Genomic DNA, 14940 nt, shown 5'->3' with positions numbered 1-14940 from the left:
TAACAAAATTCAATTTTATGCGCCAGATTACCTTAAATTTATTTCTACTCATATCTACTTTTTGTTTTGCACAAGAAACTGATTTACAGCTAAAAAATATTAGCGACACCCTATTAAACCCAAAAAGAATTCTTAAAGTTTCTGATCCGTTAAACGGTGAAAAAACAATGCAAAAACTGTTTCCTGGCAATTTATATCATCTTTCTGATAAAAACACTTTTATAAGCTGGAAATGCAAATCTTGTACTCCTTCTCCTTTTCTTGATGTAAATGGCGTAGAAGGCGATCAAATGTTTCCTTATGCAGAAGGTGTTGCCACAAGACTTATTGCTAATATTGATTATAGCGATTCAAAAGGAAATCAGTTTAAAATTTTAGCCTTCAACCATTCTGTTCATGACGAAGACGGACTTCAAACGGGACGTTTTTCTGGCGGATTGTTAGGCGTGGCTAAGTTTGCAAAGAATGATAATGTTTGGGAAATGAGATCTTTTCAACCTGCAGTAGCTGCGTTTGGGGCTTTTGCGCGATGTCCTACTCCTAAATTAGTTGAAATTGGAGAAGATCAATATGCTTTCACTTTAATTCATGCAAACGGTGGTGCTGGCGGCGCTTATGAAGGCTATCTTTATCTGATTGCTGGTTTTGGCGGGAAATATCAGCCTATTCTGGAAGTCAATAATTATCAGTTGACTAACTCTTCTTTTATTGCTTGGAGCGGATCTTACAAAGTAGTCAATGAGAATTCTAAGAAACATTTTAGAGACATTATCATTACCACAAAAGGAACTTATAATATAAAAGCAAGAGGTGAAGACGAATTTGACGTTGCATTTCCCGAAGAAATTGCAACAATGGCCAAAACCAAAAAAGCATTTGATTTTGAGATTGAAAGACGTTATTCATTCAAAGGAAAATTTTACAAAATGATGGACAAACCAATTGTAAAATTCTCTAATGTAAAATAATAGTTTGAAAACTTTGAGTATAGTTTTACCGCAAAGAACGCAAAGTTTATTTACCTAAAATTTTGAATAAAACGCAAAGTTCGCAAAGCTTTGCACAAAAAACTTTGCGAACTTTGCGTAATTCTTTGTGCTCTTTGCGGTTAAAAAAATATTAATTCAAATAAAGAATAGTTTTACCGCAAAGAACGCAAAGTTTATTTTATTCCTATTTTTCAAGAAGTGAAAAGTTCACAAAGCTAGATGCATAAAAACTTTGTGTGCCTTAGCGTAAAACCTTGCGCTCTTTGCGGTTAAAAAAATATTAGTTCAAATAAAGAATTGATACTAAAGCTAAAACAGCAATAAAAATCCAAAGAAAAACCCCTTGAAGCAATGGCTTTACTCCTACTGCTTTTAAAGTGGCAAAGTTTAAAGTCGCTCCAATTAAGAACAAAGTTATGGTTAGACCAATTTTTGCAATACCTACAAGATGTCCTGTAAAAATGGCTGTTGACGGAACATACGTATTTACTAGCATTGCTATAACAAACAAACCTATAAAATAAGGAATCTTGATTTTTGAATTCTTGCTTTTAAAAAGAAAAGCGGTCAAGATTGAAATGGGAATAATCCATAAAGCTCTGGCTAGTTTTACTGTCGTAGCAACTTGCAATGCTTCTGCACCATATTTATTGGCAGCACCAACTACAGAACTCGTATCGTGAATGGCAATAGCGCACCAAAGACCGAAATCTTTTTGTGACAAATCTAATTGATGTCCGATAAACGGAAAAACAAATAAAGCAATTGAATTGAGTATAAAAATAACTCCCAAAGCAATTGAAGTCTGATTTTCGTTTGATTTGATAACGGGCGAAATAGCTGCTATTGCACTTCCTCCGCAAATTGCTGTTCCGCAAGAAATCAAGTGAGACGTTTTTTTCTCTGTTTTAAGCCATTTGCCTAACAATAATCCAAAAAGTAAAGTGCTGAAGATTGAAAAAACCGTTAGAACAAAGCCTTCTTTTCCAGCTGAAACCGCACTATTAGCATTCATTCCAAACCCTAAACCGACTACCGAAAACTGCAGCAAAAATGTGATGGCTTTATGATTAAATTCTACAAATGGATTTCCGAAAAGATTCACAATTAAAACGCCTAATAAAAGAGCCATTGGCGGAGAAATAATCGAAAATACACATAATAGAATTACGGCAAGAAAAAGGACTTGCTGTAAGGACTGATTAATTTCAAATAATTGTTCTGTTGTTTGTTCTTTTGTTTTCAAAATAAATGGATTGCTATTATGAAGCAAAGTTCCGCCGTTTATATTGAAAACGCCAATCGTAAATTGCAATTGCCTATAACTTCAAGTTATAATGAGAAGCTAAATTTTGAATAAACAGTTCTGATAATGAATCTGATTTTCCTTGTAAGGTAGCCACATAAAAATATCTTTCTATTGATAACTTTTCTACATCTAAAACAATCAATTCTTTATTTTTCAGCTCTTTGCTCACAGCATGAATAGACATAAAAGCAAAACAATCTGAGTTTAGCAAATATGATTTTATGCTTTCTGTACTTCCTAATTGCATTTCTATCTGTAAATCTGAAAATTTCAAACCCGCTTTTCTCAATGCATATTCTATAACTTCAAGTGTTCCAGATCCACGTTCGCGAGTTATGAATTTCATTGATTTTAAATCGTTTACCGAAATTTCATTTTGTTTGACAAAAGGATTATTGCTGTTACAGACCAAAACCAATTCGTCTTTTAAAAACGGAATGTATTTTATAGATTGATTTTTAGATTGTCCTTCTACAATTCCGATCTCGATTTCTTTATTGATTAAGGCATTTTCTATTTGTTCTGTATTTCCATTCAGCAAATTCACTTTTATATCTTTTTGCTTCTGATGAAAACGCGCCAAAACGGGAGAAATAATATATTGTGAAATGGTTGTACTGGCTCCTAATCGCAATAACCCTTGGCGTTCTTTATTGAAAGAACTCATTTCAAAGTCTATTTCGCGATAGATATCAAAAATACTTTTAGTATATTTTAGAAGGATTTTTCCAGCTGGAGTTAAAGCGATTTTAGAACCGTTTCGTTCAAAAAGTTTGGTTTTATACGTTTCCTCTAATTCCTGAATATGTTTAGAAACCGCTGGCTGAGTAATATACAATTCTGTTGCCGCTTTAGTAAAATTAAGGCGGAGCGCAACAGTGTAGAAAACTTTTAGCCTGAAGTCCATTTCAAAAAAATTAAAGATAAATAATTATTGCCAATCTATTGGAAATGTTCCAGATTCGTTTAATAATAAAACTAAATTATATTTACCTATTTTTTTATCTTTTCTATAAATATAAACTTTTTTTGAAAATGCTTTTTTAACTAAACTGTCGTCTTTTTGAATATCGATCTTATAAGAATTAAAATTAGCAAAATTGAATTTCTTTTCCACACCATCCACAGTGATGTTACCTTTTGCATTTTCATTAATTTCAGTGATCACAAATTGATAGTCATTTCTATTTTCTTTTCTAGCGTTTATGTAAATCCAAAAAAAAATAGTACAAAAAAACAGACTAAAGAAAATGAAAACTTTTTTAAAAGACATAACACTTCATTTTAAAGCAACCCATTATACTTTCTAACAAACCATTCAATTGTTAGTAAAGTAGCAATCAAAATCAATAACCAAACCCAGTCAATAATTGGCGTTTTGCTAGAAATATTCTTTTCAATTGATTTGTATTCTTTGTTTTCTAAAAGTGTATTAATCAATTGATCGGCTTGATCTTCGAAGAAAGCTTTTCCTCCTGTTTGCTGAGCCAATTGCTGTAATTTAACTAGATCTGGATTTACGAATTGCTTTTCGATATCAAAATCTAAAATTTCAAAATGACTTGCGTATGAAGTATTCGAGTTTAATTCTTTTACTGTAAAGTTATATTTTCCTGCAGGAAGTCCTTCTAAATTAGCCGAGAAAGAATTACTTCCCTTCAGTAAATCGTAGTTTTTAGTTTGTTTCGTCGCAGCATTTACAACAGTAATGGTAAGTCTGGCTTTTTCATCAAACTCATAATTTTTATTGAAATATTGAGCGTTAATAATGATTTCTTCGCCAGAATTATAAAAACTTTCGTGAGATACTACTAATGATTTCTTTGAAGTCGATGATGCTAAATATTGAATAATTTTATCCATAAAAACATCATATTTCTCAAATGACTGATTATCGACATGACTTTGCAAACGCCACTTCCAGCTATTTTCTCCTAAAAGAAAAGCGGTTCTTTTTCCTTGATTTTCGGCGAAAGCCAATAAAGGCGCATTGGTAGAAACGTTTCTAATTTTTGACGAAAGCAAAACAGACACATTTCCGTTAGTGCTGATATTTCCAAACGGATTTTGCAAAGGCGGGAAATTTTCAAAACCAATATTATCAATTGCAAACAGGTTGAAAGCTGATTGGAATTCACATAAAAAATCTTCTCGCTGATTACTCATTTTAAAAACCAGATTGTTCTGCTGCTGATTTAGAAAATTGAAATCGGTACTGTTTCCTGTTATGATAAAGGTATTTGTTCCTTTTAATTTATTGTTGTCAAATATCGCTTTGAAAGCTGTTGTTGGCTGATATAAAATCAAAACAGAAACATCATCTAAATCGCTAATTTGATTTGGTTTAGCTAAAATTACTTTACGCTGTGCATTAACTTCAATCGAACGTTTTAAAGCGGCAATATCTGGATGATTTATAGCAGAAACAATTGCAACAGTTGATTTTTGATCTATGATTTCTACTGCAAAATTTTTGACATTATTGTAACTATTTTTTTCTTTTGCAGATGATTGAATATTGGCTTTATAAATCTGCAATCCTACTTTGTCTGCTGGAAGAAGCAAGTTTAGCGAAGCTGTTTTCTTTGATGGCGAAAAAGAAAGTTTTTCTTTTGCTACAACCGTGCTTCCTTGCGTAATGGTAAATTCTGCATTTGTGGTTTTATCTCCTGCATATTGCAGAAAAACTTCAACTGGAAATTTATTTTTGTGAAAAGCGTATTTATTTACGTTTAACTGATTGATTTTTAAATCAAAAAAAGTGGTTGTATCTCCCACAACCAAAGGATAAACTTTATTGACAGGATCAAAACGATATACATAATCGTTTCCTGTAGTTTGATTTCCGTCAGTAATAATCACTGTTGGGAAAATCAGATTTTTGTGGATGCTTTTTAGATTTTTAGCAACTTCGTCTAAATTAGTCTGATTTCCTTTGAAATCAAATTGGTCTGAAGTTTTAAAATCATTATCAAACTGATAGGTTTGAACATCGAATTTTTCTTTTAAAGCTGGATTCGAAACCAGTTTTTGGTATAATTCAACCGCTTTCTGGTCTGATTTTAAAGCAGCAATAGAACTCGAATTATCAACCACAACTGCTAGAGGTGTTTTGGTGATTTCGAGAGAATTCTTTGAAATAATCGGATTGATCAATAAAACCAACAATCCGAAAATGGCTAGAAAACGTAAAAAAGCCAAAAGTATAATCACATTGGATTTACTTTTGGCTTTGAAAAAATATTGAAAATACGACAAACCACCAGCAATTACTAAAGAAAGCAATAATAAAAGAATCGTGTTTGTAGTCATATTTATTTAGTATTCAGTATCAGTTTACAGTCATCAGATTTAAAAGTCAATTACTTGACTAAAGTGTTCAGCTATCTAGAATCAGAATAGACTGAATACTAAAACCTTTGAACCTTTGCAACTTAGCACCTCAGTACCTTAGGTTAGCATTCCTCCGCAAACATTAAGAACTTGTCCTGTAATGTAAGCACTCATGTCTGAAGCTAAGAAAAGACATGCGTTAGCAACGTCTTCTGTAGTTCCTCCGCGTTTCAACGGAATACCTTCTCTCCATCCTTTTACTACATCTTCGCTTAATTTTGCAGTCATTTCAGTTTCGATAAAACCTGGAGCGATTGCATTGCAACGAATGTTACGAGAACCTAACTCAAGAGCTACAGATTTAGTAAATCCGATTGCACCTGCTTTAGAAGCTGCATAATTTGTTTGACCTGCGTTTCCAGAAACTCCAACAACAGAGCTAATATTGATGATAGATCCTGCTCTTTGTTTCAAGAAAGTTTTCTGAATCGCTTTTGTCATATTAAAAACCGATTTCAAATTCACATCAATTACTTGGTCAAAATCTGCCTCAGACATACGCATTAACAAATTGTCTTTTGTAATTCCAGCGTTGTTGATTAAGATGTCAACAGTTCCAAAATCTGCTAAAACAGCATCAACAAAAGTCTGCGCTTCGTTAAAATCTGCTGCATTAGATTGGTATCCTTTAGCTTTTACTCCTAAAGCATTTAATTCTGCTTCTAAAGCTTCTGCAGATGCTGCAGATGAGCTGTATGTAAAAGCAACATTTGCTCCATGTTTAGCAAAAACTTCAGCAATTCCTTTTCCAATTCCACGGCTTGCACCAGTAATAATTGCAACTTTTCCTTCTAGTAATTTCATATTCAAAATTAATGTTAATATTTCTTTACAGCTTGTGCCATTACTTATTTGCATTTTCTGCTAAAAAAGAAAATTCCATAAGTTTTACCTACGCTATAAATGACTTGTCAAATATATAATATTTCCCTTTTTAAAAAAAATAGCATTAGTGTAATTTATAAATAAGAGCTTTTCTTTAGCATAAAAACAAAAAACCGTTTCAATTTGAAACGGCTTTATTACTTAAAAGTTTACCTGACACTATGATTAAGGTAGATCAAATTCTGGAGCTGGAATAATCTCAACTGGCTGATCAATACAAGGATGAATGTATTGCCCCATTACGGCTCCATCTCCTGTTTGACAATCCCAAGTTAAATCACCAGCTTTAATACTTCTTTGCTCTTCGCGGTTCAAAATCTCAACCCCTTGAAAATTTAAAATTGATTTTAACATAATTATTTGTTCTTTGGTTTTTTGGTAAACTCAATCCGTTAATGTCTGTTGAGTTTTCAGACATGAAAAATTAATTTCAGCTTTAAATATAAGAAAAAAAGTATAATATTTTTACATAAAGAAAGATTAAACTTAAAAAACAAAAACAGCTCATAAAATGAGCTGTTTCCCCCAAAATAAAAAAACAAAACTAAAAATCTTCAATGTGATTGTGCAGCATTTTTAAAGATGCAGTTGGTACCACTATTATATTTTTGCAGCCTTAAAACTTATTGGCAATATTTATTCGTCTTTATCTTCATTAATCTTATCCATGACTACACAAGCAATCGCAATTATTATTGACAGATACAAATAAGGTCTTAAATATGGATAATAATATTCATTTACAATCAGCAATCCTATTAGCCAAAAGAATATTGCTATTGTTGCTGGCGTAATTATTTTTTTAATCATAATATCTATAAATTAAGAAGTTATATACTTGATTCAGAAATTATGCTAGATAAAAGCAGCTCAAGAAATGAGCTGCTTTTTTAAAATTAATTAAGTTTCCAAGTTGTCATTCTAAATGGGCTTGATGCACTTGTAAATGTATAAACCGGATCTGCGTAGAATAATCTGAAACTTTCTGCTTTTACATAAATTCCTTGCGGATCCATGAAGTATTTATCAATACTTGCCAAGAAGAATGGTGTCGCTACGGTAGTATTTCCGTTCCATGATTTATGTTTCAAAATCATTTTCTTACCTGCTGCGTCTTCTTCAATAGTAACATGATGCTGTAAAGGAGATCTACCAACAAAAGTGTAATAGATAAAAGTTCCAATAGCATGATTGCTATAGATTTCAATAGATGCGATGCTTTGTCCTGCCGGCAACGATGCGTTTACTTTTGCTAGTTCAGAGTAAAATAACGGTGAGTTTGCAGGAGAATCGATTGTGTAATCGTCTACAAAGAATCCAAACCAAGCTAATGGCTTACCTGGAAGCAATAGTTTATAATCATCTGTAAGAACTAGCGGTTTGTCAGTATACTTTATAACTGCAGACACACCACCCGTTCCAGTAGCAGTAAAGCTTCCATCGGTATCGTTATAAACAAAGTTTGATAGTTTTTGCCCGCCTACTTCAACTGCTGGACTTACAACAATTCCTGTTGGAGAATATCCTATTCCCATGTCGTAGCTTACAGAATAACCGTTTTCAATAGAATTTGAGTTTGCAAAACGCGTTACTGCTGTAAATGAAAAATCAAATTTATGCGTAGTCGTACCATCATTTGTTTCTAATAGTCTAAAAAGTGGTCTTTCTTCTCCTCCAATAACATTCTTTTCCATCAGAAGATTTTTAGGCAATTCTGTCCAATCTTCTGCAGTTGCTTTTACAAAACGTAATTCCTGATTACTTCTGTTGGTTCTAAAAATGATTTCTCCATTTTCTTGTCCATAGTACAAAAATTGAAAATCTCCTAAATAACCTTTTGCTCGCAATGCTGGAATGGGATAATTGTCTGAATCTGACAAAAGATGAATTCTATTTTTTGTAGTAAAAGTTAAACTCACCGTGCTTCCTACTTGAATCGCGTATTCACTTTTATAAGTAGCTGTATCAGCATCAAAATCTGATGCCATTTGCACAGTTCCATCGTCAGCAAATCTAAATAAATGAGTATATCCTCCTAAAACTGTATTATCTGTAAAATAAACCACTTTCCACCCGTATTGAGATGAAAGCAATGCTTCGCTTAACTCTGTTTTTTGCTTATTTAATCGAGCAGTAGGCGTATCATTAAAAAGTTGTTCTGCATCTGTATTATTATTACAGGCGATCAATTGCAGTATTAAAACAGCTGCAAATAAGTACTTATATAGTTGTTTCATTTTCATAATGCTTGTTTTAATTTATTACAGATGTTGTATTCTTTTCTGCTTCGTCTCTTAAAGCATAAAAATCCATATTGAATGCTTCTTTGAAATACTTTACTACAATAGCTTCTTTTGATTTTAAAGCCTGAAGAGCAAAAGGATTTTCTATACCTTCCAAAAATGCCGCGTATTCTGCTTTTGTATAAATTAGAATCATTGCCGCTGTTTCTGCAAAATCTTCGTTAATATTTGATCTCGCATAACTTGTAATAAATCCAAGCTCATTTGATTCTTCAATTTCAAAATTGTACCAATCTGCGGTATAACCTCCTGGTGTTAACGTTTTCCAAGTTTTTTCGTCAAAAGGTTTGTTCTGATTTAAAATATGGATGTATTCGTGCTGAATTGTATGTATAAATTGTGCTACGTTTTCGCGATCCGATTTATCGATATAATCTGTTTCAAACAAAGTAACTCTCTGTCCTCCTTCAGCCAACCCTAAGGTTTTGGTTCCAACACTATTTAAATTAACTCCTCCAACCAAAACAATTTCTCTTGGCGCAATTTTCTTTACAAAATCTGGACCTCCAATTGCGGCATAACTTTTTAGCCAAATGGTTTCCACTATTTCAAGAGCAGGTTTTACTTTATCAACTTCAGGCGGGAATAAATAGCGACTGTTGTCTACCGTATTTTGATTCCATTTATACTGAACATTAATGTTGTATGAATTTAAATAAGTAGCGTCAATCCAATTATCTAAACTTGTTTTCTCTGGTTGTGTAAAATCTAATTGGCTTTCTCCAGGCAAGTCATCGCTTCCACATGAAAATAGAGTTATCGAAACTAGAGCTAAAACCGCAATTTTATTATATTTTAATAATTTCATAATTTTCATTTTTAAGATTATCTAGGATTTAGTTCGATACCAGTACTGGAAGCGTGCAACGGAATTTGCAATGCTCTTCTGTTATCGTCTTTTACTAAAATATTAGCTGGTTTATTTGATGTCTCGTGTCTAACTACTAGGTTAAAACGTTTAATATCAAACCATCTAAGTCCTTCGTGTATAAAATCTCTTCTTCTTGTTTCTGCAATTGCTTTTACATAAGAGGTCTGTACTGGAGTCATTGTATAGAATGGCGTATATTCGTCTGCAATTACAGGGAATTTAGCCACTACTCTAGCCTCAGTCAATTTATCTGTTGTCGGATTGTATGTTGGAGTTCTTGTCGCTAAGAAATATTCTAATTCTCCTGTAGCCGTAGCAATATCTCCTTTCATTACATGCGCTTCGATTCTGTTTAAGAAAAACTCATCGTTGCTTAATAATACTTCAGCAACATAAGGATCTCCAATTCCAGCTGTTACGTTAGAATATTTAAAGTATTCATAAAACTTAGGCAAGAACAATGTGATACTTCCGTTTGAAGAATAGAAATTATAATAATACGCTTTTCCGAAAAGATTTGTGCTTGTTCCAAAGATTTCTGGACGGCGTAAACCTGATAAATTAAAACGATTTAAATGGTATACCCTACTTACGATAGTATTTGCAGAAACGATCAAAAGATTGGTTCCAACATCACTAGCTCCGTATTTTAACTGCTGATCTTCTACACTTAAAGGTTCGTAAACTGAAAAATCTCTTATTGCTGAAGGCCTAGAACCTAAGTCATCAGACAATTCAATTACTTTATCCCAATTTCCTTTTACCAAATAAAATCTGCTTGCAAAAGCCTTTGAAGCCGCTACGTTAAAGTGAAATTTTGGTTCTTTATAATCGTTTGTCACGTACTTTAAACCTTCTTCAATATCTTTTTCAAGAAAAGCATATACTTCGGCAAGTGTATTTCTTTTGTATTTTGTTATCAATTCCGTTTCTGGTTTTGTTACATACGGAACCCCTAAATCTGTATCGGCAGTTGCTGGATTGTAACGTTTTGACCATAATGAAACCAGCATAAAGTGCGAATACGCTCTAGCCATCAATGCCTCACCTTTCTGCGGATTTAAGCTTGCCGGACTTCCCAACTCTTCTATTGCTTCCAATGCTTTGTTTGCGTGTGCAATTGCTCTATAACAAGCATCCCAGTAATACGCTTGAGTATCAATATCAGTAGCTTCTGTATTAATTTCCCAATTGTAGTTTTGCTCGTTTCTTACTAATGTTGTAGCTAATCCACTATCAAAAACATTATCAGACATAGTTTCAGCAATCTCGAAATAACTCATTTGAGGATAAGCTTCTACTAATAATTCTTTTATTTTTTCTGGCGTATCAATTTCGGTTCTATTATCTGGTTTCTCCGACAAGAAATCATCGCAGCTAGTAATACAAATAAGTATTAATAGGGATAATGCTATTTTTAAGTTTTTCATGATTTTGACTATTATAATGAAAGGTTTAAAGTAAATGTGTATTGAGTTGTTACAGGAAAAGCAACTCCTCCAGAATTACGAAACTCAGGATCTTGTCCATTTAATCTTTTATCAGAATAAACTAACCAAGGATTTACCGCCGAGCCTTTTAATGTAAAAGTGCTCACACCGATTTTCTTTTTAAAATCAGCAGGAAATTCCCAGCTTAATGATATATTTTTTAATCTAACAAAATCTCCATCTGCAATACGAACATCAGAATAATTATACGTATTATAAGCTCTTGCCAATGTACGTTCTCCGCCATAATTAGCATTTAAACGTCTGTCTGCAATAACGGGCACATTGGTATAATTTTCATCTCCAGGATTAATCCAACGGTTTGTAAAGTCTTTTGTAAATACGGTTAAATCATCGTAAGTACTATCGTATACAGGATTTAAACGAACTTTATTTCCTCCTGAACCTACAAAGAATATGTACAGAGACAAGTTTTTGTATGTAAATGTATTGGCAAAACCAAATGATTTATTAGGCTCGATTGAACCTTCATATTTCAAATATTTAGTAACATTTAAATTATCCTGAAAATTAGCATCTGTAATATTATTCTCTGCTCCGTCTTGCAATATAAACGTAGGAAGGCCTTGGTTGTTTAATCCTGTAAATTGGTAGGAGTACAATGAATTTCTTGGATGTCCAACCGTATTTCCTCCGTTTGAATCAACTAAATCGAATGCCGTTGGCGTGTTCTGCAATTTTGTAATCTCTTGATGATAAACAGAAAAATTAAGGTTTGTAGACCATTTAAAATCTTTACCATTAATATTTTTAGTCGTAATACCAACCTCCAAACCTTTAGTCTCCATATCGGCATTATTACCTTGTCTAATTCTTTGTCCGCCAATACCAGAAGTAATTACATAATCTACAAGATCAAAAGCTTTACGACGGTAAACGTCTGTTGTAAGCTGTACTCTGTTATTAAACATTCCAAGATCAAGTCCGATATTAGTTTCAAACTGTTTTTCCCAAGTTAAATTTCCGTTTTGAAGCTCTTCAATTCTAATTCCTGATTCTCTATCATCAAGTCCGAAACGATCTGTAATGGCACTTTTGTAAATCGCCAAAGAGTTTGTAGCTGGCCCTGCAGTAGCTGTTAAACCATATGATGCTCTTACTGCTAAAGTATTCACTGATTGCACATCTTTCATGAAGCTTTCTTCAGCCACATTCCATTTTCCACTAAAAGTGTAAGTTGGCAGCCATCTTGACGAATCGCTATCTCCTTGTCTATTAGACCCATCATAACGTCCTGTAACAGAAGCTGTATAACGTCTATCATAAGTATAACCTACTTTACCAAAGAAACCTACTGTTCTTTCTTTTTCTTCATTAAAACCGTAGTATGAATCTCCAGCATTAATTATTTTTTCAATAATTCTCGGATCTGTAAAAGCAGTTAAACCACGATCGTATTGCAAACCTGCAGCCGTAAATTGATCACTAGTTCTGTCAACAACTCTCATTTCAGTTCCGAACAAACCTTCTACTTCGTGCTTGTCACTAAATATATTTCTGTAGCTAACACTATTTCTTAAATTGTAAGACGTCATGTCGTTTGTAAACTTTCTTAAGAATCCTCCATTTGGCAAGACTGATTCTTTTGGAGCTGTTAAATCATTTGGATCTTGGTATAAAAAGATATTTTGATCTCTAACCAATGTGTTTACCCCATCTTCTCCAATTGCTGTTCCTGCTCTGTATGCACCAACAACGTTTGAACCTTCCAAAATTTTATGCTCACGGCTTGTATTAGCATAACGAGCTGAACCTGTTAAATTATAAGTTAAATGCGGATTAATTTTATAATCTAAATCCAATTGAAAACGAATGTCTTTTACCTCAATTTCCATGAAGTTGTTTGCCAATTCGTTTACAATGTTCATTTTTGCCCAGTTATTTCGGTAGTATTCCAAATTTCCATTATCGTCATACGGACGTAAAGTTCTACTTGTATTCAACACATAATTAAAAGGATTGATATCAAAATCACGGGTTACTTTACCAAAGACAACATCTTTTTCACTTTCATAACTTCCTGGAGCACCTTGATCTCTAATAGATGCCAATGTAGATAAGGTTATATTTAATTTATCATTAACATAAAAAGTACCTTTAATGTTACTAGAAATCTGTTTTACATCATCGGCAATAGTCCATCCTGGATCTGTATAATAGCCCAATGAAGCATAAAATGTATTGTTTTTGCCTCCACCAGAAAAACTTAAAGAGTGATTTTGAGTAATAGATGGTCTAAACAAAACGCTGAACCAATCTGTATTGGCTTGTTCGTATTTCTTCAAAAAATTATTACGGCTAACAGGATCATTATTAACCAAATAAGTTCCAGTTTCAGGGTTGTAAGTATTTATAGCTCTTCCTAAAATATTGTAAGCGCCTCCATATCTTCCGTTTACAGTAGTTGGCAAGTCCAAATAACCTTTAGCTTCCATTTCTTTGAAAATACTCATAGATTCCTGAGAATTTAGAATATCAAATTGGCTATAATTCGGAACTGTTCTTACAGTCTGCTCCAATCCGTAACTAATTTTTAACGGAGAATCTCTACGTCCTTGCTTTGTTGTTACAACGACAACTCCATTTAACGATCTTGAACCATAAATTGACGTAGCCGATGCATCTTTAAGAATTTCAATACTTTGAATATCGTTTGCACTTAAGCCTGCTACAGAAGAACTTAATAATGTTTCTGAATTTCCAGATGCCAAATCAGCAAAAGACATATTGATAATATCTTCTTGGACAACACCATCAATAACCCATAATGGCTTTGTATCTCCAAAAATTGAAGAAGATCCACGAACGGTAATTTTAGGAGCTGTACCAAAAGTTCCTGTAACATTCTGTACGGTAACCCCAGCCGCTTTACCTTCGATCATTCGACTTACGTCAACTACACCATCTATTTTTAATTCGGTGCCCGAAATTTTACTAATAGCACCAGTAAACGTTCTTTTTGAAGTTTTTTCGTATCCAGTAGTAACCACAACCTCTTTTAGGTTCTGACCCGCTTCGATTAAAACAACTGTTGGAGAAGTATTGTCAATACCAATTTCTTTCGTCTCCATACCTACATAAGAAATAAGCAAACGGTCTACATTTGCAGGCATTTCAATCGTGAAATTCCCATCAAAATCTGTCAAGACAGCTGTTTTTGTGCCTTTTGCCATTACAGTAGCGCCAGGTAGCGGACTTCCTGATTGGTCTGTAACTTTTCCTTTAATAATGGGTCCAAAAGTTAAAATCTCAAACAAAGAATCATGATTGTTTCCATAAGAAAAAGTATTAATCGTATTCTTTTGAAGGACAATCTGATTGCTTACTTCTGAAAAAGTAATGTTAAAAGGAACCAATATTCTGCTAAGTACACTCGACAGAGTTTCTTGGTTTGCTTCTATACTAACCTTCTCTCCTAGTTGAGGAAGTCTTGAGTTATAGGAAAATTTTACATGAGCAGACTTTTCGATTTTTGATAAAGCATTGTCTAAAGTTAGATTGTCAACTGTAATAGTAACTTTAGTATCTAATTTTTTCTGCCCATTTACATTATTTGCGAGAGTAACACTTGAAAACACAAGCGCTAACACAAACTGAAACAGCGTTATTTTCATGATTTGGTGAAGTAATCGTTGCTTGACAACAGGTTTTTTCATAATTTTGGTTTGTTTTGATTAAT

Annotated in this window: 12 protein-coding genes; 1 reads left to right on the top strand and 11 read right to left on the bottom strand. The window is 33.2% G+C overall.

What is annotated here, in order from left to right; all coding sequences use genetic code 11:
* Positions 1-17: 17 nt before the first annotated feature.
* On the top strand, positions 18-968 hold the full coding sequence (locus tag ACPWTF_RS24830) for a hypothetical protein (RefSeq protein WP_427873740.1): 951 nt from the start codon (positions 18-20) through the stop codon (positions 966-968).
* A 301-nt stretch (positions 969-1269) separates the two neighbouring features.
* On the opposite strand, the gene ACPWTF_RS24825 is transcribed toward ACPWTF_RS24830, so the two are convergent.
* From ACPWTF_RS24825 to ACPWTF_RS24775, 11 genes are all read right to left on the bottom strand, one after another.
* Entirely contained in the window at positions 1270-2235 is a 966-nt protein-coding gene (locus ACPWTF_RS24825) for a YeiH family protein (RefSeq protein WP_427875789.1), read from the bottom strand.
* Between the two features lie 73 nt (positions 2236-2308).
* A complete protein-coding gene (locus ACPWTF_RS24820) occupies positions 2309-3205 on the bottom strand; it encodes a LysR family transcriptional regulator (protein ID WP_427873739.1) in 897 nt (298 codons plus the stop codon).
* Positions 3206-3229: 24 nt separating this feature from the next.
* On the bottom strand, positions 3230-3571 hold the full coding sequence (locus ACPWTF_RS24815; protein ID WP_427873738.1) for a hypothetical protein: 342 nt from the start codon (positions 3569-3571) through the stop codon (positions 3230-3232).
* An 11-nt stretch (positions 3572-3582) separates the two neighbouring features.
* Positions 3583-5610: a hypothetical protein gene (locus ACPWTF_RS24810; protein ID WP_427873737.1), complete on the bottom strand. Its 2028-nt coding sequence runs from the start codon at positions 5608-5610 to the stop codon at positions 3583-3585.
* Positions 5611-5748: 138 nt separating this feature from the next.
* Positions 5749-6495: a 3-oxoacyl-[acyl-carrier-protein] reductase gene (gene fabG / locus ACPWTF_RS24805; protein WP_095929284.1), complete on the bottom strand. Its 747-nt coding sequence runs from the start codon at positions 6493-6495 to the stop codon at positions 5749-5751.
* 246 nt (positions 6496-6741) lie between these two features.
* Positions 6742-6930 (bottom strand): hypothetical protein, encoded by a 189-nt coding sequence (locus tag ACPWTF_RS24800; RefSeq protein ID WP_250836091.1) that lies wholly within the window; start codon positions 6928-6930, stop codon positions 6742-6744.
* 282 nt (positions 6931-7212) lie between these two features.
* Entirely contained in the window at positions 7213-7386 is a 174-nt protein-coding gene (locus ACPWTF_RS24795; protein ID WP_379800958.1) for a hypothetical protein, read from the bottom strand.
* Positions 7387-7472: 86 nt separating this feature from the next.
* Positions 7473-8813, bottom strand: a complete 1341-nt coding sequence (locus ACPWTF_RS24790) for a DUF4302 domain-containing protein (protein ID WP_427873736.1) — start codon at positions 8811-8813, stop codon at positions 7473-7475.
* 16 nt (positions 8814-8829) lie between these two features.
* Entirely contained in the window at positions 8830-9687 is an 858-nt protein-coding gene (locus ACPWTF_RS24785; protein WP_427873735.1) for a substrate import-associated zinc metallohydrolase lipoprotein, read from the bottom strand.
* Positions 9688-9704: 17 nt separating this feature from the next.
* Positions 9705-11180 carry a RagB/SusD family nutrient uptake outer membrane protein gene (locus ACPWTF_RS24780; protein ID WP_427873734.1) on the bottom strand — a complete coding sequence of 492 codons (1476 nt, stop codon included), beginning with the start codon at positions 11178-11180 and terminating at the stop codon, positions 9705-9707.
* An 11-nt stretch (positions 11181-11191) separates the two neighbouring features.
* Positions 11192-14917 (bottom strand): SusC/RagA family TonB-linked outer membrane protein, encoded by a 3726-nt coding sequence (locus ACPWTF_RS24775; RefSeq protein ID WP_427873733.1) that lies wholly within the window; start codon positions 14915-14917, stop codon positions 11192-11194.
* Positions 14918-14940 lie beyond the last annotated feature (23 nt).

Origin of the sequence: Flavobacterium sp. MMS24-S5, from assembly GCF_050320125.1 — a bacterium.
GTDB lineage: Bacteria > Bacteroidota > Bacteroidia > Flavobacteriales > Flavobacteriaceae > Flavobacterium > Flavobacterium tyrosinilyticum.
This window is presented reverse-complemented; position numbering and strand designations above follow the sequence as displayed.

What these genes read in the sequence shown, in the direction of transcription:
- fabG (WP_095929284.1), bottom strand. Translation starts at nt 6,495, where the DNA reads ATGAAATTACTAGAAGGAAAAGTTGCAATTATTACTGGTGCAAGCCGT.
- ACPWTF_RS24830 (WP_427873740.1), top strand. Translation starts at nt 18, where the DNA reads ATGCGCCAGATTACCTTAAATTTATTTCTACTCATATCTACTTTTTGT.
- ACPWTF_RS24815 (WP_427873738.1), bottom strand. Translation starts at nt 3,571, where the DNA reads ATGTCTTTTAAAAAAGTTTTCATTTTCTTTAGTCTGTTTTTTTGTACT.
- ACPWTF_RS24785 (WP_427873735.1), bottom strand. Translation starts at nt 9,687, where the DNA reads ATGAAATTATTAAAATATAATAAAATTGCGGTTTTAGCTCTAGTTTCG.
- ACPWTF_RS24775 (WP_427873733.1), bottom strand. Translation starts at nt 14,917, where the DNA reads ATGAAAAAACCTGTTGTCAAGCAACGATTACTTCACCAAATCATGAAA.
- ACPWTF_RS24780 (WP_427873734.1), bottom strand. Translation starts at nt 11,180, where the DNA reads ATGAAAAACTTAAAAATAGCATTATCCCTATTAATACTTATTTGTATT.
- ACPWTF_RS24800 (WP_250836091.1), bottom strand. Translation starts at nt 6,930, where the DNA reads ATGTTAAAATCAATTTTAAATTTTCAAGGGGTTGAGATTTTGAACCGC.
- ACPWTF_RS24790 (WP_427873736.1), bottom strand. Translation starts at nt 8,813, where the DNA reads ATGAAACAACTATATAAGTACTTATTTGCAGCTGTTTTAATACTGCAA.
- ACPWTF_RS24820 (WP_427873739.1), bottom strand. Translation starts at nt 3,205, where the DNA reads ATGGACTTCAGGCTAAAAGTTTTCTACACTGTTGCGCTCCGCCTTAAT.
- ACPWTF_RS24810 (WP_427873737.1), bottom strand. Translation starts at nt 5,610, where the DNA reads ATGACTACAAACACGATTCTTTTATTATTGCTTTCTTTAGTAATTGCT.
- ACPWTF_RS24795 (WP_379800958.1), bottom strand. Translation starts at nt 7,386, where the DNA reads ATGATTAAAAAAATAATTACGCCAGCAACAATAGCAATATTCTTTTGG.